This window comes from Pseudomonas sp. PL-6 (assembly GCF_054110165.1).
In genome coordinates this window covers 328,487-351,457 of the sequence record NZ_CM134189.1, presented here as the reverse complement: position 1 = coordinate 351,457, position 22,971 = coordinate 328,487, and the positions used below count along the sequence as shown (strand labels likewise).

At 68.6% G+C, this 22,971-nt stretch carries 20 protein-coding genes; 7 read left to right on the top strand and 13 right to left on the bottom strand.

Going from position 1 to position 22,971, the window contains the following annotated elements:
* Positions 1–15: 15 nt before the first annotated feature.
* The 5 genes from ACW9UL_RS01600 to ACW9UL_RS01580 all read right to left on the bottom strand — a co-directional run bounded on the left by ACW9UL_RS01600 (position 16) and on the right by ACW9UL_RS01580 (position 4,713).
* Positions 16–1,308, bottom strand: a complete 1,293-nt coding sequence (locus ACW9UL_RS01600) for an NTP/NDP exchange transporter (RefSeq protein WP_457788631.1) — start codon at positions 1,306–1,308, stop codon at positions 16–18.
* Between the two features lies 1 nt (position 1,309).
* Complete coding sequence (locus ACW9UL_RS01595; RefSeq protein ID WP_457788630.1) at positions 1,310–2,230, bottom strand: aldo/keto reductase; 921 nt, start codon at positions 2,228–2,230, stop codon at positions 1,310–1,312.
* 245 nt (positions 2,231–2,475) lie between these two features.
* Entirely contained in the window at positions 2,476–2,643 is a 168-nt protein-coding gene (locus ACW9UL_RS01590) for a hypothetical protein (protein ID WP_397495732.1), read from the bottom strand.
* 161 nt (positions 2,644–2,804) lie between these two features.
* Entirely contained in the window at positions 2,805–4,292 is a 1,488-nt protein-coding gene (locus ACW9UL_RS01585; RefSeq protein ID WP_457788629.1) for a flavin-containing monooxygenase, read from the bottom strand.
* A 79-nt stretch (positions 4,293–4,371) separates the two neighbouring features.
* On the bottom strand, positions 4,372–4,713 hold the full coding sequence (locus ACW9UL_RS01580) for a cupin domain-containing protein (RefSeq protein ID WP_021444215.1): 342 nt from the start codon (positions 4,711–4,713) through the stop codon (positions 4,372–4,374).
* A gap of 149 nt (positions 4,714–4,862) precedes the next feature.
* On the opposite strand from ACW9UL_RS01580, the gene ACW9UL_RS01575 reads away from it, so the two are divergent.
* Genes ACW9UL_RS01575 through ACW9UL_RS01560 form a run of 4 tightly spaced genes read left to right on the top strand, consistent with a single transcriptional unit; the run spans position 4,863 to position 8,295 of the window.
* Positions 4,863–6,002 (top strand): MlaE family ABC transporter permease, encoded by a 1,140-nt coding sequence (locus ACW9UL_RS01575; protein ID WP_457788628.1) that lies wholly within the window; start codon positions 4,863–4,865, stop codon positions 6,000–6,002.
* Positions 5,999–6,784 (top strand): ABC transporter ATP-binding protein, encoded by a 786-nt coding sequence (locus tag ACW9UL_RS01570; RefSeq protein WP_457788627.1) that lies wholly within the window; start codon positions 5,999–6,001, stop codon positions 6,782–6,784. The genes ACW9UL_RS01575 and ACW9UL_RS01570 overlap by 4 nt, the downstream gene beginning before the upstream one ends.
* Complete coding sequence (locus ACW9UL_RS01565; RefSeq protein WP_457788626.1) at positions 6,785–7,702, top strand: MlaD family protein; 918 nt, start codon at positions 6,785–6,787, stop codon at positions 7,700–7,702.
* The gene (locus ACW9UL_RS01560) at positions 7,699–8,295 is read left to right on the top strand and encodes an ABC-type transport auxiliary lipoprotein family protein (RefSeq protein WP_457788625.1); all 597 of its coding nucleotides are present in this window, start codon (positions 7,699–7,701) and stop codon (positions 8,293–8,295) included. The genes ACW9UL_RS01565 and ACW9UL_RS01560 overlap by 4 nt, the downstream gene beginning before the upstream one ends.
* Positions 8,296–8,395: 100 nt before the next feature.
* Here the strand turns inward: ACW9UL_RS01560 and ACW9UL_RS01555 are convergent, their stop codons facing one another.
* From ACW9UL_RS01555 to hslO, 4 genes are all read right to left on the bottom strand, one after another.
* Positions 8,396–8,911, bottom strand: a complete 516-nt coding sequence (locus ACW9UL_RS01555) for an REP-associated tyrosine transposase (RefSeq protein WP_457788624.1) — start codon at positions 8,909–8,911, stop codon at positions 8,396–8,398.
* Between the two features lie 110 nt (positions 8,912–9,021).
* Complete coding sequence (locus ACW9UL_RS01550; protein WP_457788623.1) at positions 9,022–10,941, bottom strand: RecQ family ATP-dependent DNA helicase; 1,920 nt, start codon at positions 10,939–10,941, stop codon at positions 9,022–9,024.
* A 211-nt stretch (positions 10,942–11,152) separates the two neighbouring features.
* On the bottom strand, positions 11,153–12,694 hold the full coding sequence (locus ACW9UL_RS01545; RefSeq protein ID WP_457788622.1) for a phosphoenolpyruvate carboxykinase: 1,542 nt from the start codon (positions 12,692–12,694) through the stop codon (positions 11,153–11,155).
* Between the two features lie 157 nt (positions 12,695–12,851).
* Positions 12,852–13,739, bottom strand: coding sequence for an Hsp33 family molecular chaperone HslO (gene hslO / locus ACW9UL_RS01540; RefSeq protein WP_457788621.1), 888 nt, complete (start codon positions 13,737–13,739; stop codon positions 12,852–12,854).
* Between the two features lie 220 nt (positions 13,740–13,959).
* Between hslO and ACW9UL_RS01535 the strand changes: the two genes are divergently transcribed.
* Positions 13,960–14,754 (top strand): phosphatase PAP2 family protein, encoded by a 795-nt coding sequence (locus ACW9UL_RS01535; protein WP_457788620.1) that lies wholly within the window; start codon positions 13,960–13,962, stop codon positions 14,752–14,754.
* Between the two features lie 97 nt (positions 14,755–14,851).
* Here ACW9UL_RS01535 and hslR read toward each other — a convergent pair whose 3' ends face one another.
* Positions 14,852–15,280 (bottom strand): Hsp15 family ribosome-associated heat shock protein, encoded by a 429-nt coding sequence (gene hslR, locus ACW9UL_RS01530; RefSeq protein WP_397495724.1) that lies wholly within the window; start codon positions 15,278–15,280, stop codon positions 14,852–14,854.
* 113 nt (positions 15,281–15,393) lie between these two features.
* On the opposite strand from hslR, the gene rimB reads away from it, so the two are divergent.
* Both rimB and rimK read left to right on the top strand, forming a co-directional pair.
* Positions 15,394–15,864 (top strand): retropepsin-like aspartic endopeptidase RimB, encoded by a 471-nt coding sequence (rimB, locus tag ACW9UL_RS01525; RefSeq protein ID WP_021443740.1) that lies wholly within the window; start codon positions 15,394–15,396, stop codon positions 15,862–15,864.
* Complete coding sequence (gene rimK, locus ACW9UL_RS01520; RefSeq protein ID WP_021443741.1) at positions 15,861–16,766, top strand: 30S ribosomal protein S6--L-glutamate ligase; 906 nt, start codon at positions 15,861–15,863, stop codon at positions 16,764–16,766. The genes rimB and rimK overlap by 4 nt, the downstream gene beginning before the upstream one ends.
* Positions 16,767–16,841: 75 nt before the next feature.
* Here rimK and ACW9UL_RS01515 read toward each other — a convergent pair whose 3' ends face one another.
* From ACW9UL_RS01515 to ompR, 3 genes are all read right to left on the bottom strand, one after another.
* Entirely contained in the window at positions 16,842–20,597 is a 3,756-nt protein-coding gene (locus tag ACW9UL_RS01515; protein WP_457788619.1) for a bifunctional diguanylate cyclase/phosphodiesterase, read from the bottom strand.
* A 108-nt stretch (positions 20,598–20,705) separates the two neighbouring features.
* Positions 20,706–22,022 carry an ATP-binding protein gene (locus ACW9UL_RS01510; protein WP_122109310.1) on the bottom strand — a complete coding sequence of 439 codons (1,317 nt, stop codon included), beginning with the start codon at positions 22,020–22,022 and terminating at the stop codon, positions 20,706–20,708.
* 112 nt (positions 22,023–22,134) lie between these two features.
* A complete protein-coding gene (gene ompR, locus ACW9UL_RS01505) occupies positions 22,135–22,869 on the bottom strand; it encodes an osmolarity response regulator transcription factor OmpR (RefSeq protein ID WP_021443583.1) in 735 nt (244 codons plus the stop codon).
* Positions 22,870–22,971: the final 102 nt, after the last annotated feature.

Sequence of the window (22,971 nt, the reverse complement as noted above, 5' to 3'; positions counted from 1 at the left end):
CCCCTCAATGACGTTTCACCCGCCCGACCTTTGCGCCTGGCGATCCGCGCGCCCGCCCAGGTACCAGCCGAGCACGCCCCATAGCGCGGCGCACAGCGCACCGACCATGGCCACCAGCCAGGCGCCGTGGCCGAGCAGGTCCAGCCCGGCCTTGGCCCAGCCGCTCAGGGCATCGCCGCCGCGATAGACCAGGGTGTCGATAAAGTTCTTCGCCTTGTACTTGCTCTCGGCGTCCAGCGGGGCGAAGAGCATCTCGCGCCCCGGCCGGACGAAGGCGTATTCGCCGATGCGCCGCACTATCATCAGCGCCGCCAGCACGGCGAAGGTCGGCGCCAGCGCCAGGCCGAGAAAACCCAGGCAGACCAGCGCCGGCACGGCGGACAGCAGCACACGCACGCCGAGCCGCTGCGCCACCCGCCCGGTGACGAACAGCTGCGCGGTCAGCGCGCCGGCCTGCACGAGGAAGTCGATCACGCCGAACACCCGCACCTGGGCGGCGCGATCCGGGAACAATTCGGCCACCAGACGCGCCTGCTCGAAGTAGAGGAAGGTGCTGACCGAGGTCAGCAGCAGGACGAAGGCGGCGATGCCCAGCAGATAGCGCGAGCCCAGCACCCGGGTCAGACCGCTGAAGGGATTGCCCGGCACCGGCCGCCGCGGGCTTTCGCTGGGCGTCGCGCCGGGGCGCCCGGCGCCGGCGCGTGCGCGCCAGGCCATCAGGTAGCGCTTGAGCGCCATGGCCGCGCCGAGCAGCAGGGCGGCCAGCATCATCAGCCCGGCCTCGCCCAGCGCGCCGATCAGCAGCGCGCTCAGCAAAGGGCCGCACAGCCCGCCGACGCTGGCCCCGGCGGCGATAAAGGCGAACAGCCGGCGCGCCTGGGCGCCGTCGAACACGTCGGCCATCAGGCTCCAGGCCACCGAGATGACGAACAGGTTGTAGACCGATATCCACACGTAGAACACCCGTGCCAGCCAGACGCTGTCGTGATCGAGGCGAAACAGCAGGACGAAGGCCAGCAGGTTGAGGCCGAAGAAGCCGTACACCCAGTCGATGAAGTGGATGCGCGGCACCCTGGAGTTGAGCCAGGCCAGCAGCGGCACCGCCAGCAGCATGGCGACGAAGGTGGCGCTGAACAGCCACTGCAGGTTTTCTACCCCGCCGGCGATGCCCATGGCTTCGCGAATCGGCCGCAACATGAAGTAGCCGGCGAACAGGCAGAAGAACAGGGCGAAGCCGGCCAGCACCGCCGCCAGCTCCTGCGCCTCGGCATTGATCGCCCGCGCCAGGCGCCGCTCGAGCGCCGTCATCTCAGGCGAACAGCTCGGCGATGCGCTTACGCTGCGCCGCGTCGGGCAGGCGGCCCTGGCCGGCCAGCAGGTTGTCGGCCATGTAGCGCGGGTTGGAGGTGGCCGGAATCACCGCGGTCACCGCCGGGTGGGCGAGGATGTACTTGAGCATCAGCTGCGCCCAGGAGCTGGCGTCCAGCTCCACCGCGGCCCAGTCCGGCAGCGCCTGGCCGCGCACCCGGTCGAACAGGGCGGCGCGCTGGAAGGGGCGGTTGATCAGGGTGGCGATGCCCTTGTCGGCGCAGTAGGGCAGCAGCTCGCGCTCGGCGTTGCGCTCGCCGATGGAGTAGTTGAACTGGACGAAATCCACCGGTTCGCGACGCAGCACCTCGAGCAGGCGCTCGTGGGCCGAGTCGAGATAGTGGGTGATGCCGATATAGCGCACCCGCCCCTGCTGCTTCAGCTCGCGCAGCAGGCCGAGCTGGGTGGCGGTGTCCTGCAGGTTGTGCACCTGCACCAGGTCGAGGGTGTCGGTCTTGAGCGCGGCGAAGCTGGCCGCCAGCTGGCGCTCGCCGGCAGATCGCCCGGTGGAGGACACCTTGGTGGCGAGAAACAGCTTGCGCCGCAGGCCGTCCTCGGCCGCCAGCGCGCCGCACACCGCCTCGGCGCGGCCGTAGCTGGGCGCGGTGTCGATCAGGCTGGCGCCGCCGTTGACCAGGGTCCGCAGCACCTCGCGCAGCGGCGCCAGCGCCGCCTCGCTCAGGGCCACGTCGTGGGTGCGCGAAGTGCCCAGGCCGATCACCGGCAGCAGCTCGCCGCTGCTGGGAATCTGGCGCTGCAACAGGCTGCCGGCGGCGAATGCGCCGGCGGGCAGCCAGGGCATCAACGCGGTCAGCGCGGCGAGGCTGGCGCTGTGCTGGAGAAAGCGGCGGCGACTGGGCATGGCGTGGCTCCTCTGTGATGGGACGAACGCGATCCGTTCGTTATAGGCACAGACGCCGCGCAGACCAAGGCGTTGCCGGGCGCGGGAGGGCAGGTGCAGGGAAACGCGAAAGGGCTAAAGCCCCCTGTTCAGGGAGGCGCAGAGGCGAACGGACGGGCAGCGGATGCAATATCCGGTAACCAAAAGCCCCGCCGCGCCAAGGGGGGGAAGGCGGCGCAGCGGTTGGGAACAATGCGCGGGACGGCTCAGGCGGCCCGGCTGGTGGACTCGCTGATCAGCATGCCGTGGGATACCAGGTAGCAGCGGTGACCGTTCTGCAGGGTCAGCGGGCTGCGGCTGGCGATGACCCAGCCCTTGTTCAGCAGTTGCTCGATATGGGCGCGCAGGGCGGGCAGGTGACGCTGTTCCTTCATGGCCGGGTCCTTCTCAGGCGGGTTTGGCGCAAGGCAAAGTGCTATGACGCCACTAGGTTCATCCGTGACACAGTCGGCAAAAGTGTAGTGGCGCAGTGCCAGATCGTTAAGCCGCTAAACGGCGTCAGTCGCTGTAGGAAAATCGCCATGGCCGGCGCCGTTCAGGAGGGCGCCAGCGCCTCGTCCTGCGCGGCGCTCGGCTGGGAAAACTGCAGGTAGCCGTCCTCCAGCTTGCCGTAGCGCAGCAGCGCCAGGTCGAGGGCGTAGTTCTGGTGCAGCTTCCACGGCGCGCGGTCGCCCTGCGCCGGCAGCAGGTGGGCGGCGCGCTCGATATAGCCGGACTTGAGGTCGAGAAAGGGGGCCGGGCGTACGTCGCCCGTGCTATCGCGCGGGGTCGCCTGGCGCATGCCGATGGCATCCAGGTGGCGGATCAGGCGGCAGAAGTATTCGCTGGACAGGTCCGCCTTGAGCGTCCAGCTGGCGTTGGTGTAGCCCAGTATCACCGCCAGGTTGGGCAGGTCGCGCAGCATGATGCCGCGATAGCCCATGCTGCGCGGCGCCTCGAAGGGCGCGCCGTCGACGCGCACCGCGATGCCGCCGAACAGCTGCAGCTGCAGGCCGGTGGCGCTGACGATGACGTCGGCGGGCAGTTCCTCGCCGCTCGTCAGCCGCACGCCGCCGGCGGTGAAGCGCTCGATCTCGGCGGTGACCACCGCCGCCCTGCCCTGGCGCAGCACGCGGAACAGGTCGCCGTCCGGCACCGCGCAGACGCGCTGGTCCCAGGGTTTGTACGACGGGCTGAAATGGCGCATGTCGAAACCGGCGCCGAGCTGGCGCCGCACCAGCCCCAGCAGCAGCCGGCGGACCAGGTTGGGGCAGGCCTTGGCCAGCTTGTAGAACAGCAGCTGCAGGCTCACGTTGCGCCCGCGCGCCAGACGGTACACCCAGGTTTCCGGCAGCACCCGGCGCAGGGCGTTGGACAGGCCATCGCGCTGCGGCAGGTTGATCACGTAGCTGGGCGAGCGCTGCAGCATGGTCACCTGCGCGGCGCGCTCGGCCAGCGCCGGCACCAGGGTCACCGCGGTGGCGCCGCTGCCGATCACCAGCACGCGCTTGCCGGCGTAATCGAAGTCCTGCGGCCATAGCTGCGGGTGGATGAAGCTGCCCCGGAAATCCTCGCGCCCGGCGAAATCCGGGGTGTAGCCGGCCTCGTAACGGTAGTAGCCAGTGCACATCATCAGGAACTGGCAGCTCAGACGCAGCGGCTCGGCCTCGTCGCCGCGCTGCACCAGCAGTTGCCAGGTGGCGCTGGCGCTGCACCAGTCGGCCTCGAGCACGCGGTGGCGGTAGCGGATCAGCCGGTCGACGCCGTGCTCGCGCGCGGTGTCCTCGATATAGCGGCGGATCGCCGGACCGTCGGCAATGGCCTGCGGGTCGCTCCAGGGCTTGAAGGTGTAGCCCAGGGTGTACATGTCCGAGTCGGAACGGATGCCCGGGTAGCGAAACAGGTCCCAGGTGCCGCCCAGCGCCTCGCGCCCTTCGAGGACGGCGACGCGCTTGCCCGGGCACAGGCGCTTGAGGTGACAGGCGGCGCCGACCCCGGACAGGCCGGCGCCGACGATCAGGACATCCAGGTGTTCGATGGACATGGGGGCTCGCCCTGCACTAAGGGTGACAGAGCTTTACCTTAGCCCATCGTGCTGTCAGCCGATCTTTGGTGTTGCCGGCTCAGGCGAAGACGAAATACTTGCGCACCGTCTCCACCACCTCCCAGGTGCCGCACATGCCCGGCTCGACGATGAAGATATCGCCGGCGCGCAGGTGGATCGGCTCCTGACCGTCCGGGGTGATGATGCAGTAGCCCTCCTGGAAGTGGCAGTACTCCCACTTGTCGTAGGCCACCCGCCACTTGCCCGGGGTGCAGATCCAGGTGCCCATGATCTTCTTGCCGTCTTCCGAGGTGTAGGCGTTGAGGTTGACGGTGTGCGGCTCGCCGTCCAGACGCTGCCACTTGCAGGCGTCGAGCACGGGAACGGGCTGGGTGTCGCGCAATACGGTGATAGGTTGCATGGGAGCTCCTTGAGACAGATGACAAAGCCCGCCCAGCCTAGAGCCGCAACCCGCAGCGCGATTGTCTGAACTCGACCTGCAACTGCCTGTAAGCGCGCTCGCCGCGCGCCACTGGCCGGGCGAGCCCGGGCAGGGCTAAGCTGTGGGCCATGACCAGGCCCTACCTGACCCCGCTCCAGACCAGCCGCACGGATGCCGCCAGCGGCCTGCGCATCGGCGGCGACTGGACGCTGGCCCACTACAGCCACCTCGAACCCCAGGTGCTGGCGCTGCGCGAGCGCCTGGCGGCCGAGACCCCCGTCGACCTGGGCGAACTGGCGGCGCTGGACACCGCCGGCGCCGCGCTGCTGCTGGAACTGCTCGGCAGTGCGCGCCTGCGCCAGCTGGCGCAGCAGGCCGAACTCGGCGCGCAGCGCCGCGCCCTGTTGCTGGCGGTGGCCGATGCCATGGCCGGCAGCCGCCAGGCGCAACCGCCGCCGGCGCCCTCGGTGCTGCGCGAAGTGCTCGGGCATATCGGCGAGGTGGTCGAGGGCCTCTGGCACCAGGGCCGGGCGCTGCTCGGCTTTATGGGCCTGACCCTGAGCGGGATGCTGGGAATACTGCCGCAGCCGCGGCGCTGGCGTCTGACCTCGCTGGCCGCGCACCTGGAGCAGTGCGGCCTCAACGCGGTGCCCATAGTCGCCCTGCTGACCTTCCTGGTCGGCGCCGTGGTGGCCTTTCTCGGCGCCACCATCCTCGCCGAGTTCGGCGCCAGCATCTACACGGTCAACCTGGTGGCCTACTCCTTCCTGCGCGAATTCGGCGTGCTGCTCACCGCCATCCTCATGGCCGGGCGCACCGCCAGCGCCTTCACCGCGCAGATCGGCTCGATGAAGGCCAACGAGGAGATCGACGCCATCCGCACCCTGGGCCTGAGCCCGGTGGAGCTGCTGGTGCTGCCGCGAGTGTTCGCCATGCTTATCGCCCTGCCGATCCTGACCTTTATCGCCATGCTCAGCGGCATGCTCGGCGGCGCCCTGGTCTGCGCCCTGAGCCTGGACATCTCGCCGACCATGTACCTGTCGATCCTGCACGACAGCGACCTGCTGCGGCATTTTTTGGTCGGCCTGCTCAAGGCACCGATCTTCGCCTTCCTGATCGCCCTGATCGGTTGCCTGGAAGGCTTCAAGGTCAGCGGTAGCGCGCAGTCGGTGGGCGAGCACACCACCTCGGCGGTGGTCCAGTCGATCTTCGTGGTGATCCTGCTCGACGCCCTGGCGGCGCTGTTCCTGATGGAGATGGGCTGGTGAGCCGCGAAACCATCATCGAGGTGCGCGACCTGTGCAACCGCTTCGGCAGCCAGGTGGTCCACCAGCACCTGGACTTCGACCTCTATCGCGGCGAAATCCTCGGCGTGGTCGGCGGCTCGGGTACCGGCAAGTCCGTGCTGCTGCGCAGCATCGTCGGCCTGCGCCAACCCAATGCCGGCACCGTGCGGGTGTTCGGCGAACAGCTGCTGAGCCTGCCGGCCGAGCGCCGCTCGCAGCTGGAGCGGCGCTTCGGCGTGCTCTACCAGCGCGGCGCACTGTTCTCCTCGCTGACCGTCGGCGAGAACATCGCCCTGCCGCTGATCGAGCACGCCGGCCTGTCGCGCGCGAGCGCCGAGCGCCTGGCGCGGGTCAAGATCGCCCTCGCCGGCCTGCCGCAGGACGCCGCCGACAAGTACCCCAGTTCGCTGTCCGGCGGCATGGTCAAGCGCGCCGCCCTGGCCCGCGCCCTGGCGCTGGACCCGGATATCCTGTTTCTCGACGAGCCCACCGCCGGCCTCGACCCCATCGGCGCGGCGGCCTTCGACCAGTTGATCCGCACCCTCTGCGACAGCCTGGGACTCAGCGTATTTCTGGTCACCCACGACCTGGATACGCTGTACAGCATCTGCGACCGGGTCGCCGTACTGGCGCAGAAGAAGGTGCTGGTGGCCGACCGCCTGGAGGTGGTGGCCGCTACCGACGACGCCTGGATTCAGCAATATTTTCACGGCCCGCGTGGACGCGCGGCTGCACAGGCCGCCACGGCGGCAGGGGGTGGATAAATGGAACCCAGAGCCCATCACGTGCTGATCGGCCTGTTCACCGTGCTCACGCTGGGCGCCGCGCTGCTGTTCGCCCTGTGGCTGAACAAGGCCGGCGCCGAGCGCGCCTTTACCGACTACGAGGTGATCTTCAACGAGGCGGTCAGCGGCCTGTCGCAGGGCAGCGCGGTGCAGTACAGCGGGATCAAGGTCGGCGACGTGATCAGCCTCGGCCTCGACCCGGACGATCCGCGCACCGTGCGCGCGCGCATCCGCATCGTCGGCCACACGCCGATCAAGCAGGACACCCGCGCGCGCCTGTCGATCACCGGCATCACCGGCCTGGCGGTGATCCAGCTGCACGGCGGCAGCCCGGAGAGCCCGCCGCTGCGAGGCGAGGACGGCCAACCGGGCATCATCATCGCCGACCGCTCGCCGCTGTCCCGGCTGATGGCCAACGGCGAGGACCTGGTGGTCAACATCACCCGCCTGCTCAACCGCGCCAACCGCATGCTCTCGCGCGAGAACGCCGAGCGCGTGGCGCGCACCCTGGACAACCTGGAACAGGCCAGCGCCGGCCTCGCCGGCCAGCGCGACGAACTCGGCGCCGCCCTGCAGCAGGCCGGTGCCGCCACCCGCGAGGCGGCCGAACTGATGCGCACCGCCAACCGCCTGCTCGACGGCCATGGCAGCCAGGCTCTGGACAACGCCGAGAGCCTGATGGCCTCGCTGGAGCGCAGCAGCCGCAGCATCGAGCAGTTGCTGGAAAGCAATCGCAGCGCGCTGGACAGCGGCCTGCAGGGCCTCGGCGAACTGGGCCCGGCGATCGGCGAGCTGCGCGACACCCTCGGCGCCCTGCGCAGCTTCTCCCAGCGCCTGGAACGGGACCCCACCGGCTACCTGCTGCGCAACGACAGCATCAAGGAGTTCCAACCATGAAGCGCCTGTCCCTGCTGCTGGCCGCCGCCCTGCTCGGCGCCTGCTCGATCCTGCCGCAGAGCGAACCGCTGGACGTCTACCTGTTGCCGGCCAGTCCGCTGCCGGCGCAGCCGGGCGCTGTCGACTGGGCGCTGCGGGTGGGTAGTCCCAGCAGCAACCAGTTGCTCGACGGCACGCGCATCGTCGTGCTGCCCGAGCCCGGCCGGGTCAATACCTACCAGGGCGTGCGCTGGAGCGAGCGCACCCCGCAGCTGCTGCGCGATCGCCTGCTCGACGCCTTCCACGACGACGGCCGCATCCGCGCCCTGAGCAGCGACGCCCAACGCCTTCAGGCCGACCTGGAACTGGTCAGCGAGCTGCGTGCCTTCCACAGCCAGTACCAGGGCGAGCGGCCCGAGGCGCTGATCCAGCTCGACGTGCGCCTGGTCGATGCGCGCGACCAACGCATCCTCGCCAGCCGCCGCTTCAGCGCGACCCGGCCGGCCAGCGACGCCTCGGTGCCGGCAGTGGTCGCCGCCTTCGGCCAGGCGGGGGATCAACTGTCCCGCGAGCTGGTGCACTGGACGCTGAGCGAAGGGCAGCGCCACCGCTAAGCGCGGCGGTGGACAAGGCTGCGCCATATCCACCCTACATCGCCCCCCATCGTAGGGTGGACATGCCGAAGGCTTGTCCACCAATCATGCGCCGAACGGATCAATCGCCTCCGGGAACCTCCACCTCGATATCCCCCGCCCAATCCAGCGGATACAGGCCCTCGCGCACCGCTCGGTGGAAACTGGAATAGGGCCAATCGCGCACCCGGCCAACCCAACCGTGCTTGACCGGGTTGATGTGGATGTAATCGAAATGCCGCTGCCAATCGTCCTGATCGCGGATCAGGTGCTCCCAATAACGGCGCTGCCAGATGCCGCGTTCGCGCCGTATGCCCGGCTCGCGCGTCACCGGCAGACCGCGGCAGAACAGTTGTTTGATCACCATCCAGCGTTTGGCGAAGTCACTGTCGCCAGGCGGTAGCGTCCACAGGCAATGCATATGCTCGGGCAGCACCACCCAAGCATCGATGGCGAAGGGATGGCGCGCCTTGGTGGTTGCCACGGCACGCCGCAACGAATCGATCTCGCCAGCCAGCAGGTCGCTCTGGCGATCCTGCAGATTGACGGTGAAGAAGTAACTCCCGCCCGGCACCCAGGCCCGCCGGTAGTTCGACATAAGCACACTCCTTGTGCAGGTGATGGATCGTAGGGTGGACATGCCGAAGACTTGTCCACCATCGCTCGCCTCGGAAAAACAACGGTGGACAAGGCTGCGCCATGTCCACCCTACAGCGTCAGCCAATCACGCACCTCGGCGTAGGGGTAGTCCTCCAGCGCGGCGAAGCCGGCCAGCTGGCGCGCCTTGAGCTTGGTGAACAAGGGCGTGGTCACGCCGCAGAGAAAGCGCGTCAGGCACTCGTGGCCAGGTTCGTGACCGGCATGCTGCAGATACTTCTCGACGAAGGCCGCACATAGTGCCTGCGCGTCGCGACCGCTCAACGGCGGCAGCTCGGGCACCTGCGGCAGGACGGCGACCCGCCCCTGACACACCGAGCAATGCCCGCAACGCTCGGGCGCCTGCTCGTCGCCGAAATACAGCGCCAGGCGCCGGCTCAGGCACTCGTTGCTCTCGAACAGCGCGAGCATGGCCTGGATACGGGCGATCTCGCTGGCCTCATGGGCGCGGAAATGCGCGTGCAGATCGGCCGCCAATGCTTCGACCTCGAAGCCGCCATCGAGCACGGCATAGACCTCGGTCATCTGCTTGCTTTCCAGCTCCAGCCAACCCTTTTCCTGGAAGTAATCCAGCGCCTTGACCACCCGCGCGCGCTCGGCGCCGTACTGCTGATACAACGCGTCGAAGTCCAGCGTCGACCAGGTCCGCGCGCGCTTCGAGCAGGCCAGGATCGCCTCGACGAACCGGCGCCGCTCACCCTCGAACTGCGCCAGCAACGCCTCGTCCTCCAGCAGCAGCTTGAAGCGATACTCGGCGAAGTAGGCGTAGCGCGGGTCGATGATGCCGCGCAGCTCCAACTGCACCAGCAGGGTCTTGAGCGGCAGCGCGCGAATATTGCTGTGCTCGGAGAGCTGGCCCAGCATCAGCTCCCACTGCCCGCCCGTGCCGACCGCGCGCAGGTCGTCAAGCACGGCGCGAATGCCGGCCAGTTCCGGGGTATCGCCATAGACGAAGTTCTCCAGCACGCTGAGGCCGTCGCGGCTGGCCAGCACCAGGCAGTCCGAGGCCTGGCCGTCGCGCCCGGCGCGGCCGATCTCCTGGCTGTAGTTCTCGATGGACTTGGGCAGGTCGAAGTGCACCACGTTGCGGATATCGCGCTTGTCGATGCCCATGCCGAAGGCGATGGTGGCGACGATGCACTGCAGCTCGCCGGCCATGAAACGCCGCTGGATCGACTCACGTACATCATGGGCCATGCCGGCGTGGTAGGCGCTGACGGCCAGGCCCTGCGTCTGCAAGCGCTCGGCGACCTGCTCGGCGGTCTTCTGCTGGGTGACGTAGACGATGCTCGCCTGATCGCCGCGCGGCGCCAGCCAGTCCTGCAGACGGCGCAGCTTGGCGGCGCCGGCCACCGGCTCGACCAGCAGGTTGAGGTTGGGCCGATAGAAACCGGTGGTGACCACGTCCGCCTCGGCGATGGCGAATTTCTCGCGCATATCGGCGATCACCCTCGGCGTGGCCGTGGCGGTGAGCAGCAACACCTGGCCGATGCCGAACTGGCGCTGGTAATCGGGCAGCTTGAGGTAGTCCGGACGGAAGTTGTGGCCCCATTCGGAAATGCAGTGGGCCTCGTCGACCACCAGCAGGGAGATCGGCACCTGGGCTATGAAGTTGCGAAAACGCTCGTTCTTCAGGCGCTCCACCGAGATCATCAGGATCTTCAGCTCGCCGCTGCGCGCGCGGTTCATCACCTCCATGCTCTGCTCGCGGCTCTGCGCCGAGTCGATGCTCGCCGCCGCAATGCCATGGGCATGCAGGAAGGCCAGTTGATCCTGCATCAGCGCCAGCAGCGGCGAGATCACCAGGCACAGGTGTGGCAGATGCAGCGCCGACAGCTGGTAGCACAGCGACTTGCCCGAGCCGGTGGGAAAGATCGCCGCCGCCGAACGACCGGCGAGCACGGCGCTGATGACCTGCTCCTGGCCGGGGCGCAGGCGATCGAAGCCGAAGACGCGTTTGAGGGTGGACACAAGCTGTCACTCCGTTGACCGCTGATAAGACAAGTAACCCTAGTCGATAAGGCGAAGTTCTGTAGGGCGGACATGCCGAAGGCTTGTCCGCCACTACGGCGCATCATCCAAAATGGTGGACAAGCCTTCGGCATGTCCACCCTACGAGCAACCGTCGTCCATCAATGACAAAGCCGCCCGAAGGCGGCTTTGTCAGAGACCACAGGCCAGCTTAGAGCTGCGGGCCGGCGTTCTTGATCGCCTCGCTGACATCGAACTTGGCGAAGTTGTCGATGAACAGCTTGGCCAGGCCCTTGGCGGCTTCGTCGTAGGCGTTCTGGTCTGCCCAGGTGTTGCGCGGGTTGAGCAGGTTGGTCTCGACGCCCGGTACCGATTTGGGCACATCCAGGTTGATGATCGGCAGGTGCTCGGTCTCGGCACCGACCAGCGCACCGCTCTGGATGGCGGCGATCACACCACGGGTAGTGGGGATGTTGAAGCGCTTGCCGACGCCGTAGCCACCGCCGGTCCAGCCGGTGTTGACCAGGTAGACCTTGGAGCCGAAGGCATTGATGCGCTTGATCAGCAGCTCGGCGTAGACGCCGGCCGGGCGCGGGAAGAACGGCGCGCCGAAGCAGGTGGAGAAGGTCGACTTGATGCCGCCGCCCGAACCCATTTCGGTGGAACCGACCAGCGCGGTGTAGCCGGACAGGAAGTGGTAGGCCGCCTGCTCGTTGTTGAGGATCGACACCGGCGGCAGTACGCCGGTCAGGTCGCAGGTCAGGAAGATCACGGCATTCGGCTCGCCGCCCAGGTTCTTCTCGCTGCGCTTCTCGACGTACTCCAGCGGGTAAGCCGCGCGGCTGTTCTGGGTCAGGCTGTCGTCGGCGTAATCCGGAGTACGGCTGTCGTCGAGCACGACGTTCTCCAGCACGGTGCCGAACTGGATGGCTTTCCAGATCACCGGCTCGTTCTTCTCGGACAGGTCGATGCACTTGGCGTAGCAGCCGCCCTCGATGTTGAACACCACGCCCTCGCCCCAGCCGTGCTCGTCGTCACCGATCAGGTAACGCGACTCGTCGGCGGACAGGGTGGTCTTGCCGGTGCCGGACAGGCCGAAGAACAGGGTCACATCGCCTTCTTCGCCGATGTTGGCGGCGCAGTGCATCGGCAACACGTCCTTTTCCGGCAGCAGGAAGTTCTGCACGGAGAACATGGCCTTCTTCATCTCGCCGGCGTAACGCATGCCGGCGATCAGCACCTTGCGGGCGGCGAAGTTGATGATCACGCAGCCGTCCGAGTTGGTGCCGTCACGCTCCGGCACGCACTCGAAGTTGGCGACGTTGAGAATTTCCCACTCGGCCTTGCCGGCCGGGTTGTAGGCACTCGGGTTGATGAACAGCTGACGGCCGAACAGGTTCTGCCAGGCGGTAGCGGTGGTCATCTTCACCGGCAGGTAGTGCGCTTCGGCGGAGCCGACGTGCACGTGGGAGACGAAATGTTCCTGAGCATTGTTGAACGACGCGACGCGATCCCACAGGGCATCGAACTTGTCGGCCGGGAACGGACGGTTGATGTTGCCCCAGGCGATCTGCGCCTCGGTGCTCGGCTCCTGAACGATGAAGCGGTCTGCCGGCGAGCGGCCAGTGCGATGACCGGTACGAACGACCAGCGCGCCGTTGGCGGCCAGTTCCCCTTCACCACGGCGAATGGCTTCTTCGACCAGTTGCGCGGCGCTGATGTCGGTGTACACGGCGTTGTTGGCTTGCGTCATGAGGGTCCCCGTCGGCCGCTGGCCGAGTCTTCCGAACGTTGTGTAGTACAGGGGCAACTGCACTACACGGTAAAAAAGTCGCGGGAGTATGCCAGAAAAGCGAACTGCTTGGCAGCCTCCAATCCGATAGAGAGCGGCTATCGCCCAGAAAATCGAGTCAATGCCGGGTCTGCGACGGCGCCTCGCTGCCGCCGCCGGCAAACAGCTGGGCGATGTCGGCGGCGTCGAAGGCGTAGCGTTCGTTGCAGAACTGGCAATCGATCACCACGCTGCCGCCCTGCTCGGCCAGCAGCAGTTCGGCATCGGCCTGGCCGAGGCTGGCCAAGGCGCTGGTGGAGCGCTCACGCGAGCAGCTGCAGCGGAACTGCAGCGGCTGCTCGTCGAACAGGCGCACGGTCTCCTGATGGTAGAGACGATGCAGCAGGGTCGGGTTGTCCAGGCCGAGCAGCTCCTCGGCGGACAGGGTATCGGCCAGGGTCAGCAGGTGGTTCCAGCTTTCCTGACGCGCCTCCGGCTCGGTCTGCTGATGCGGTGGCAGCTGCTGCAGCAGTAGGCCACGGGCGCGCTGGCCGTCGGCCTTGAGCCAGAAGCGGGTGGGCAGCTGCTCGGAACTGGCGAAGTAGTTGGACAGGCACTCGGCCAGGTCGACGCCGTCGAGGGTGACGATGCCCTGGTAGCGCTGGCCCTTGGCCGGGTCGATGGTGATCGCCAGCACGCCGTCGGGCATCAGGGCGTGCAGGTCGGCGTCGGCCGTGACCCGCTCGTCGTCGTAACGGGCGATGCCACGAAGCTCGCGGGCGCTGGAGCATTCCACCATCAGCAGCGACACGGGCCCCTCGGAGCGCGCCTGCAGCACCAGCAGGCCGTCGAACTTGAGGGTGCCGACCAGCAGGGCGGCGGCGGCCATCAGTTCGCCGAGCAGTTGCGCCACCGGCTGCGGGTAGGTGTGCTTGGCCAGCACATGGGCGTAGCTCTCGCGCAGGGCAACCATCTCGCCGCGCACGTCGGTGTCGTCGAAGAGAAAGCGTTGGCTGAAATCGGTCATAGCGGGCTGGCCTGCCTGGGTCTGCAAAAAAGGCTGGCGATTTTATGCACAAATGCCCGGACAACCAAGGCCCGGGTGTCGCGTGAGGACGATCACGGAATCGCTGCCGCTCGCTGAACCCCGGCTGAACCGATCGGCCGCCGGCCTTGTGCCGGGAAAACCAGGTCCTAAGATGCGCGCGCCCAGGTAGGGCCGTCATAAATCTGCAAAGGGACTTCCGATGTCGACCGCCGTGTTCAACCGCCGCTGGCGCCCGCGCGCCCTGCTGATCTGCCACCTCGCCGCCGCCCTGCTGCTCGTCAGCTGGCTGTGGCAGCCGAGCCGCCAACTCTGGGACGGCTTCGACCTGTGGCTGTTCCGCCTGCTCAACGACCCGGTGCACGCGGCCGGGCTGTGGGCCAAGGTCTGGGCTATCGGCAGCATGCGCCCGGTAGATCTGGGCCTGGGCCTGGTGCTGCTGGCGGTGATGCTCAAGGCCGATCTGGTGTTCGCCGGCGTCCAGGTGCGCCGCGCGCTGTTCGCCTTTCTCGTCGCGCTGGTCACCCTGCTGCTGTTGCGCGTGGGCTTCGCCGAGCTGGTCAAGGCCATGGACTGGCAGCGCCCCAGCGCCTCGCTGGTGGTCGAGGGCAGCGCGCGCCTGACCGAGCTGTTCCCCGCCTGGGAAGAGCGCTGGGACATGAAAGACAGCGCCAGCCGCAGCTTCCCCGGCGACCATGCCTCGGTGCTGCTGATCTGGGCCCTGTTCATGAGCTTCTTCGCGCGCAACTGGCGCCTGCTGCTGGTCTGGGCGATTGCCGTGATCGGCATGCTGCCGCGCCTGGTGGCCGGCGCCCACTGGGGGTCGGACGCCCTGGTCGGCGGCCTGCTGCTGGCCCTGCTGGCGCTGGCCTGGAGCTGCTACACGCCGCTGGCCTGGCGCACCAGCGAGCGGCTGGAGCGGGTCACCCTGCCCATCACCGTGCGACTGGCCCGGTTGCCGCTGCTGGGCCGGCTGAGCATCGTCAGCGGGCGCTGAACCGGAACCGCAAGACAACGGAGACGGTGGCAGCGAGCTCTGTTCGCGAAGCTTTTACCGTCGTTCGCGAGCAAAGCTCGCTCCTGCAGGCTTGCGCCTAATCTTCGTCCGCCCAGGGATGGCGCAGGCCGCCGTCCTGCTGTTCGTTGAAGTGCTGGATCTGCCGGCGCTGTTTCTTGCTCGGCCGGCCGTCGGTCTGCACGCCAAGGGCGCCGGCCTTGCGCAGCGCCGCGGCCTGCTCGCGGCGGGCGATGCTCGCCTCGGTCTCGCGATACAGCAGCTGCGCCTCCGGCGCGCCGCGGCGCACCGCCGACAGCGCCAGCACCACCACGGTGCGTTCGTCGAAGCCGGTACGCAGCACGTATTCGTCGCCCACCCTGGGCTCCTTGCCCGGCTTGCAGCGCTCGCCGCGGTGGTGCACCTTGCCGCCCTCGATGGCCGCCTTGGCCAGCGCGCGGGTCTTGTAGAAGCGTGCCGCCCACAGCCATTTGTCCAGGCGCACCTTGTCGTCGTCTTTGTCGCTCATCTCACCTCTGCTGGGTTTGCCAGCCGGCAGAAACTGCCTGATGCAGTTGTCACACGGCGCTACTAGAATGCGCGAAATCATAGGCCTGTCAGCCGCAGAGGGATACCGCCCGCTTGAAGACCTTCGACCAGCTCAGCGTGATCGGCCTGCGCGAGTGGATCAACCTGCCCGAGCTCGGCATCATCGGCCTGCGCGCCAAGATCGACACCGGCGCCAGCACCTCGAGCCTGCACGCCAGCGATATCCAGCCGTTCCAGCGCGATGGCGAGGACTGGGTGCGCTTCACCGCCTACCTCGGCACCCAGGTGCAGCGCCGCCACCGCTGCGAGGCGCAGATGGTCTCGGTCAAGCGCATCAAGAGTTCCAACGGCCTGGCGCAAAGCCGCTACGTGATCCGCACCCACCTGGCCCTGGGCGATCGCCTGTGGCCGGTGGAGTTCACCCTGGCCTGCCGCAAGACCATGCGCTACCGCGTGCTGCTCGGTTCCAAGGCGCTGATCGCCGGGCAACTGGTGGTCAACCCGGCGCTCAGCTACGTGCAAGACAAACCCACCCTGCCCTCCTCCGTTCCAGGTGCCCAATGAAGATCGCCGTGCTGTCGCGCAACCCGCGCCTGTATTCCACCCGCCGTCTGGTGGAGGCCGGGCAGCAGCGCGGCCACGAGATGCAGGTGATCGACACCCTGCGCGCCTATATGAACATCGCCAGCCACAAGCCGCAGATCCACTACCGCGGCCAGGCGCTGGAAGGCTTCGACGCGGTGATCCCGCGCATCGGCGCCTCGGTGACCTTCTATGGCTGCGCGGTGCTGCGCCAGTTCGAGATGATGGGCGTCTACCCGCTCAACGAATCGGTCGCCATCAGCCGCTCGCGCGACAAGCTGCGCGCCCTGCAGCTGCTGTCGCGCAAGGGCATCGGCCTGCCGGTGACCGGCTTCGCCCACTCCCCCGACGACATCCCCGACCTGATCCAGATGGTCGGCGGTGCGCCGCTGGTGATCAAGGTGCTGGAAGGCACCCAGGGCAAGGGCGTGGTGCTGGCCGAGACGCACAAGGCGGCCGAGTCGGTGCTCGAAGCCTTCTTCGGTCTCAAGCAGGACATCATGGTCCAGGAGTACATCCAGGAGGCCGGCGGCGCCGATATCCGCTGCTTCGTGGTCGGCGACAAGGTGATCGCCTCGATGAAGCGCCAGGCCAAGGCCGGCGAGTTCCGCTCCAACCTGCACCGCGGCGGCACCGCCAGCCTGATCAAGATCACCCCCGAGGAGCGCATGACCGCGGTGCGCGCCGCCCGGGTGATGGGGCTGAACGTAGCCGGGGTGGACATCCTGCGCTCCAATCACGGCCCGCTGGTGATGGAGGTGAACTCCTCGCCGGGCCTGGAAGGCATCGAGACCACCACCGGCAAGGACGTCGCCGGGATCATCGTCGAACACCTAGAAAAGTACGCCGAACCCGGGCAGACCCGTACCAAGGGGCGTGGCTGAGCCGCGCTACACCGGGTCGGCCGCAAACGCCCCCTCCCCCTTCTCCCCACACGGCCTGGGCGGTACCGCGCCACTCTAGCGGTGGTGCGCCTCCAGCCAGGCGAGAAACTCCGCTTCCGCCAGCGGCCGGCTGAGCAGGTAGCCCTGGCCCAGCGAGCAGCCGTGCTCGCGCAGCAGCTCCAACTGGGCGGCGCGTTCGATGCCTTCGGCCACGCACTCCAGGTCGAGGTTGCGGGCGATCACCAGGATGGTCTGCACCAGCAGGCGTCCGCTCTCCTCGCCGTCGAGGTCGGCGACGAAGCTGCGGTCGATCTTCAATCGGTCCAGCGGCAGGCGCTTGAGGTAGGTCAGCGACGAGTAGCCGGTGCCGAAATCGTCGATGGCGAAGCGCACGCCGAGGGCCTTGAGCCGCTGCATGGTGGCGATGCACTGGTCGACGTCCTCCAGCAGCACCCCCTCGGTGATCTCCAGCTCCAGCGAGGCCGGCGCCACGCCATGGCGCTGCAGGCAGGCCTGGATACGCGCCACGCAATCGGCCTGGCGCAGCTCGCGCGGGCTGAGGTTGACCGCCAGCACCAGCTGCGGCCACTGCCGATGCCAGCGCGTCAGCGCCGCGCAGGCCTGCTCCAGCACCCAGTGGCCGACGTCCTGGATCAGCCCGGTTTCCTCGGCCAGGGGGATGAACTGATCCGGGGCGATCTCGCCGCGCTCCGGGTGACGCCAGCGCAGCAGCACCTCGGCGCCGGCCACCTTGCCGGTGGCCAACGCCAGCTGCGGCTGGAACACCAGGTGTAGCTGCTCGCGGGCGATGGCCTGGCGCAGCTCGCTCTGCAGCTGCAGGCGCTGGTCGATGGCCGCCTGCATTTCCGGGGCGAAGAAATGCAAGGCGTTGCGCCCGGCGTGCTTGGCCCGGTACATCGCGGTGTCGGCCTGCTTGAGCACGTCGGCGGCGTTCTGCCGCTCCAGCGGGTGCAGGGCGATGCCGATGCTGGCGCTGATCGACAGCTCGTGGCCGTCGATGGTGCAGCTGCCGAGCAGGCCGCGCAGCAGCTTGTCGCCCACCGCCGCGGCGTGTTCGGCGACCACCCGCGGGTCGTCGCCGAGCGCCTCCAGCAGCACCACGAACTCGTCGCCGCCGAGCCGCGCCAGGGTGTCCTCGGCGCGCAGCTCGCGCGCCAGGCGGCTGGTCACCTCGCGCAGCAGGGCATCGCCGATCAGGTGGCCGAGGCTGTCGTTGACCGTCTTGAAGTGATCCAGGTCGATGAACAGCAGCGCACCCAGGCGTCCCTCGCGCGCCTCGCGGTCCATGGCGTGCTGCAGGCGGTCGAGCAGCAGGCGGCGATTGGGCAGCCCGGTCAGTTCGTCGCTGTAGGCCAGGCGCTCGATCTCGCGCTGGTAGCGCTGGCGCTCGGAGATATCGGTGACGCTGCCGCGGATCAGCAGCTGCTCGCCGGGCATGCGCACCAGGCGCACCTCGCAGGGCAGCTGGCGGCCGGCGCTGTCGCGATGCAGCCATTCGAACACCGGTGCCTCGCCGGCGATGGCGCGCTTGAGATGCACCTTGCCGATCTCCGCCGAGAGCTGGCCGTCGGCCTGACGCAGCGGGCTGATCTCCAGCACCGTCTTGCCCAGCAGTTCCTCGCGGCGGTAGCGGAACAGGCGCAGGGCGTTCTCGTTGAAATCGACCATGCCGCCCTTGGGGGTGAACAGCATGATCGCCTCGGGCGCGTGCTCGACCAGGGTGCGATAGCGCGCCTCGGCCTCGCGACGGGCGCTGACGTCCTCCACCAGCAGCAGGAACATGCCCGGACGGCCCTGGCCGTTGCGCACCGCGCGCAGGCTGAGGCGGGTGTGCACCTGCTGGCCGTCGGCGCGCAGGAAGCGCTTGTCCAGCTCGAAGCCGTCGCTGCTGCCGCCCAGCACCGCATCCAGTTGCTGCTGCTCGGCGGCCAGGTCGTCTGGATGCGACAGCTCGTCCCAGGTGCAGCGCAGCAGCTCCTCGCGCGAACGGCCGAGGATGGCGCACAGCTTGTGGTTGACCTCCTCCCAGCCGAAGGTCGGCGTGGTCAGGGCCATGCCGATCAGCGGCGCCTCGAAGAACAGGCGCAGGCGTTCGTCGCGCTCGCGCAGCTGCTGCTCGGCGCGCTTGCGCTCGCTGATGTCCTGGATCGCGCCGTAGACCCGCACCAGCGTCGTGCCGTCGCGCTCGGCCACCCCGCGCAGACGCACCCAGCCGTTGCGCGCCGCCAGGCGCGCCTCCAGGTCGAAGTGATTGCGCCCGGCCAGCGCCTCGGCCAGGTTGGCGCGGATCAGCGCCTGGCTGGCGCCGTCGTAGTAGTCCAGCGCCTGCTCCAGCAGCGGTGCGCCGAGCGCCAGGTCGCGGCCGACGATGCGGTAGCAGCCCTCGCTCCAGAACATGCTCAGGTCGGCCAGCTCCAGCACCCAGCCGCCGATGTCGGCGATGCTCTCGGTCTGGCTGAACAGGTGGCTCTGGCGCAGCATGGCCAGGCGCTGCTGCTCGACCTTGGCGGCCAGCTCCTCGCGCTCGGTGACGTCGTGCTGCAGGCCGACGAAGTGGCTGATGCCCTGCTCGTCGCGCATCGGCGCCAGCACCACCTCGTTCCAGAACGGGCTGCCGTCCTTGCGGTAGTTGCGCAGCACCGCATGGCCGCTGCGCCCCTCGCGCAGCGCCGCGCGCAGCTGTTTCAGGTCGCGCTGGTGGCGGTCGTCGCCGGCGAGGAAGCGGCAGTTGCGCCCCAGCACCTCCTCGACGGTGTAGCCGGTGATGCGGCTGAACGCCGGGTTGCAGTAGATCAGCGGCAGGTCGGGCTGGCGCGCGTCGGCGATGGTTACCCCCAACGGGCTGGCCTCCATGGCCAGGTTGGCGCGCGCCAGTTGCTGCTGCATCTGCGCGCTACGCGCCAGTGCCTGGCGCAGGTCGCCGAGGGCGCGGCCGACCAGCAGCGCGGCGCTCATCAGCAACAGCACGGTGAGTTGCAGCTGGCTGCGTTGCAGATCCGGAGCACCGAGGCCGAGGCCATCGCGCAGCAGCGGCAGCAGCAGGGTCGCGGCGAAGGCCAGGACCACGCCGTACAACGCCCCGGCGAAGGCGTGCCGCAGGGCCAGCACCAGCATGCAGATGCCCAGCAGTGGCAGGCCGAGCAGCGTCGGCAGGCTGCCGAGCAGCGCCGCCAAGAGCAGCAGGGCACCGCCGGCGAACAGCCAGCCCAGCGGCGAGCGGCTGAGGCTCAGCGCCGGTGCGGCGTCCGGCACGTCCTTATGCAACCAGCCACGCACGCGCAGCAGCGGGCTGGCGTAGGCCAGCAGCAGCGGCGCCAGCGCCAGCAGGCCGATGCCGTCGCTCAGCCACACCCCCAGCACGGCCAGCGCCCACTGCTCGCCGCCCTGCAGGCCGGTGAGCCACAGGTTGCCCTGCAGACCGAAGGCCACCAGGGTGGTCGGCAGCAGCACGCCGAAGGCGAGAAAGCGCAGCAGATCGGCCAGGCGGCCGAGCGCGGGGTCGAACGGCTGGCGCCGCAACAGCCACCAGCCCAGCGCCACCGCGGCGGTTTCCGGCACGGCATAAAGCGGCGCCCACTGCCAGGGCAGGCCCCACAAGGGCGTGCTGAGCAGGGCGTTGAGGTACAGCGCCGGCAGCACCCGCGGCCCCCACCACAGGCACAGCACCAGGCCGAGCAGCAGCGGCAGGTAGCACAGCGCCACCCCGTCATCCAGGCGGGTGGTCAGGGATAACCAGGTTCCCAGGTGGAAAAGCGGCAGCGGCAGCCACCAAGTCCATTTGGGCAGGCGGTCGGATAAGGCGGCGGGCATGCGGGCCTCGAGTGGGTACGCTGGCACAGCATAGCCCAGCGCCAGAGCCTCTGACCGCAGATTGCCAGCATGCCTCGGCCGGCTCGGACGGCTGGTCGCCCGAGTCGCTCAGACCGCGTCGCGCGGCAGCAGCAGCCCCAGCGGCAGGCGCACGCGCGCCTCCAGGCCGCCGCCGGAGCGGTTGCGCAGCTCCACGCTGCCGCCGTGCAGCGCGGCGATGCGTTTGACGATGGCCAGGCCCAGGCCGGTGCCACGCCCGCCGCGGGCGCGGTCGCCGCGAATGAAGGGGTTGAAGATGCTGTCCAGCTCGGCCGGGTCGATGCCGTTGCCGCGGTCCAGCACGCTGAGCACCACGTAGGGCGCGTTGTGGTCGCCGGCCAGGCTGGCGACCACTTCCACGGCGTCGCCGCCGCCATGATTGAGGGCGTTCTCCACCAGGTTGGTGAGCAGGCGCTTGATCGACACCCGGCGCAGCGGGAAGGGCGGAATGGCCTCCAGGCACAGGCGCACGCGCTCGCCGTTCTGGTTGTAGGGCGCCAGCGTCTCGCGCACCAGTTCGGCGAAGTCGGCCTGCTCCACCGGCTCGTCGCGGCCGTCGCGGATAAAGGCGAGGAACTGGTCGAGGATGGCGTCCATGTCCTCGATGTCGCGCACCATGTCCTCGGTCAGTTCGGAATCGCTCTGCATGAATTCCAGCGCCAGGCGCAGGCGAGTCAGCGGCGTGCGCAGGTCGTGGGACACCCCGGCCAGCATCAGCTCGCGCTCGCGCGCCGCCTGCTCGACGTCCTCGGCCATCTGGTTGAAGGCGCGGTAGACCTCGGCCATCTCGCTCGGCGTGTCGCTGATCGGCAGGCGCACGCTGCGCCCCTGACCCAGCTGGCGGGCGGCGAACACCAGGCGCTTGAGCGGCGCGCTGAGCTGACGGACGAAGATCCAGGCCGCCGCGGTGGACAGCAGGCCGATGCCGAGGAACCAGCCGAGCACGCTCCAGATGCGCTGGCCGCGCAGCGGGTGCGGGTACATCGGCACCCGCAGCCACTCGTCGCCCAGGCTCGGCGCGCGCACCCAGAGCGCCGGCGGCGTGGTGGCGCGCACCCGCACCTCGGTGTCCGGCCCCAGCTCGGTCTGCATCTGGCGCTGGAAGATCTCGCTGTAGGGCCAGTGCTGCTCGCTGGCCGGCACCTTGTCGCGGGGGATGCGCTTGAGCCCGGCGGCCTGGGCGATGTGTTCGCGCTCCGCGGGGTTGGCCGCCCAGTAGGCGCGCAGGGTCAGCGCCGCACCGTGGCTGTACTGGCGGTCGACCAGCACGTCCTCGTTCATCATCAGATAGACCAGGGTCAGCGCCTTGGAGAACAGCACGACGATCAACACCAGCCAGAGGGTACGGGCGAAGAAGCTTTGCGGGAACCAGAGCGGGGTTTTCATAACGCTTCGATGTAGGTTGGGTTGAGGCGCGCAGCGCTGAAGCCCGACGCCGGGCTATCGGAGAGGACGCAGTGGGCGTTGGGCTTCGCTCCGCGCAGCGCCAACCCAGGAATCACTTATTGCCGTCCGGCACGAACACATAGCCCACGCCCCACACCGTCTGGATATAGCGCGGCTTGGACGGATCCGGCTCGATCAGCCGGCGCAGGCGGCTGATCTGCACGTCGATGGAGCGCTCCAGGGCGTCCCACTCGCGGCCGCGGGCCAGGTTCATCAGCTTGTCGCGGGTCAGCGGCTCGCGCGCATGCTGCACCAGCGCCTTGAGCACGGCGAACTCGCCGGTGGTGAGCATGTGCACCTGCTCGCCGCGCTTCAGCTCGCGGGTGGCCAGCGACAGCTCGTACTCGCCGAAGCTGACGCTCTCGTCCTCGCTGCCCGGCGCGCCCGGCACCACCGGCGCCTGGCGGCGCAGCACGGCCTTGATCCGCGCCAGCAGCTCGCGCGGATTGAACGGCTTGGCCAGGTAGTCGTCGGCGCCCAGCTCCAGGCCCTGGATGCGGCTGGACTCGTCGCCCTTGGCGGTGAGCATGATGATCGGGATCTGGTTGTTCGCCTCGCGCAGGCGGCGGCAGGCGGACAGGCCGTCCTCGCCGGGCAGCATCAGGTCGAGCACCACCAGGTTGAACAGCTCGCGGGCCAGCAGGCGATCCATCTGCTCGACGTTCTCCACGGCGCGCACGCGATAACCCTGTTCGTCGAAGAAACGCTCGAGCAGGCGACGCAGACGGGCGTCGTCGTCGACGATCAGGATCTTCTCGCCTTCGGCGGCGGGGGCGCTGTGGCTCATGGCAACTCCTTGGCTGAAGCCCGCTCGCGCGCCGCGCGGCCAGGCTGGAATGGCGGCATTATGGCTCAGGCGCCCTGGCGGGCGCTCCAGCCATTGTTAGCA

Bases quoted from the DNA above. Each gene is read 5' to 3' on its own strand.
- hslO (WP_457788621.1), bottom strand. From the start codon at position 13,739: ATGACCGATTTCAGCCAACGCTTTCTCTTCGACGACACCGACGTGCGC.
- ACW9UL_RS01595 (WP_457788630.1), bottom strand. From the start codon at position 2,230: ATGCCCAGTCGCCGCCGCTTTCTCCAGCACAGCGCCAGCCTCGCCGCG.
- ACW9UL_RS01590 (WP_397495732.1), bottom strand. From the start codon at position 2,643: ATGAAGGAACAGCGTCACCTGCCCGCCCTGCGCGCCCATATCGAGCAA.
- ACW9UL_RS01580 (WP_021444215.1), bottom strand. From the start codon at position 4,713: ATGCAACCTATCACCGTATTGCGCGACACCCAGCCCGTTCCCGTGCTC.
- ACW9UL_RS01585 (WP_457788629.1), bottom strand. From the start codon at position 4,292: ATGTCCATCGAACACCTGGATGTCCTGATCGTCGGCGCCGGCCTGTCC.
- ACW9UL_RS01560 (WP_457788625.1), top strand. From the start codon at position 7,699: ATGAAGCGCCTGTCCCTGCTGCTGGCCGCCGCCCTGCTCGGCGCCTGC.
- ACW9UL_RS01515 (WP_457788619.1), bottom strand. From the start codon at position 20,597: ATGCCCGCCGCCTTATCCGACCGCCTGCCCAAATGGACTTGGTGGCTG.
- rimK (WP_021443741.1), top strand. From the start codon at position 15,861: ATGAAGATCGCCGTGCTGTCGCGCAACCCGCGCCTGTATTCCACCCGC.
- ACW9UL_RS01600 (WP_457788631.1), bottom strand. From the start codon at position 1,308: ATGACGGCGCTCGAGCGGCGCCTGGCGCGGGCGATCAATGCCGAGGCG.
- ACW9UL_RS01510 (WP_122109310.1), bottom strand. From the start codon at position 22,022: ATGAAAACCCCGCTCTGGTTCCCGCAAAGCTTCTTCGCCCGTACCCTC.
- ACW9UL_RS01565 (WP_457788626.1), top strand. From the start codon at position 6,785: ATGGAACCCAGAGCCCATCACGTGCTGATCGGCCTGTTCACCGTGCTC.
- ACW9UL_RS01555 (WP_457788624.1), bottom strand. From the start codon at position 8,911: ATGTCGAACTACCGGCGGGCCTGGGTGCCGGGCGGGAGTTACTTCTTC.
- ACW9UL_RS01545 (WP_457788622.1), bottom strand. From the start codon at position 12,694: ATGACGCAAGCCAACAACGCCGTGTACACCGACATCAGCGCCGCGCAA.
- ACW9UL_RS01535 (WP_457788620.1), top strand. From the start codon at position 13,960: ATGTCGACCGCCGTGTTCAACCGCCGCTGGCGCCCGCGCGCCCTGCTG.
- ompR (WP_021443583.1), bottom strand. From the start codon at position 22,869: ATGAGCCACAGCGCCCCCGCCGCCGAAGGCGAGAAGATCCTGATCGTC.
- ACW9UL_RS01575 (WP_457788628.1), top strand. From the start codon at position 4,863: ATGACCAGGCCCTACCTGACCCCGCTCCAGACCAGCCGCACGGATGCC.
- hslR (WP_397495724.1), bottom strand. From the start codon at position 15,280: ATGAGCGACAAAGACGACGACAAGGTGCGCCTGGACAAATGGCTGTGG.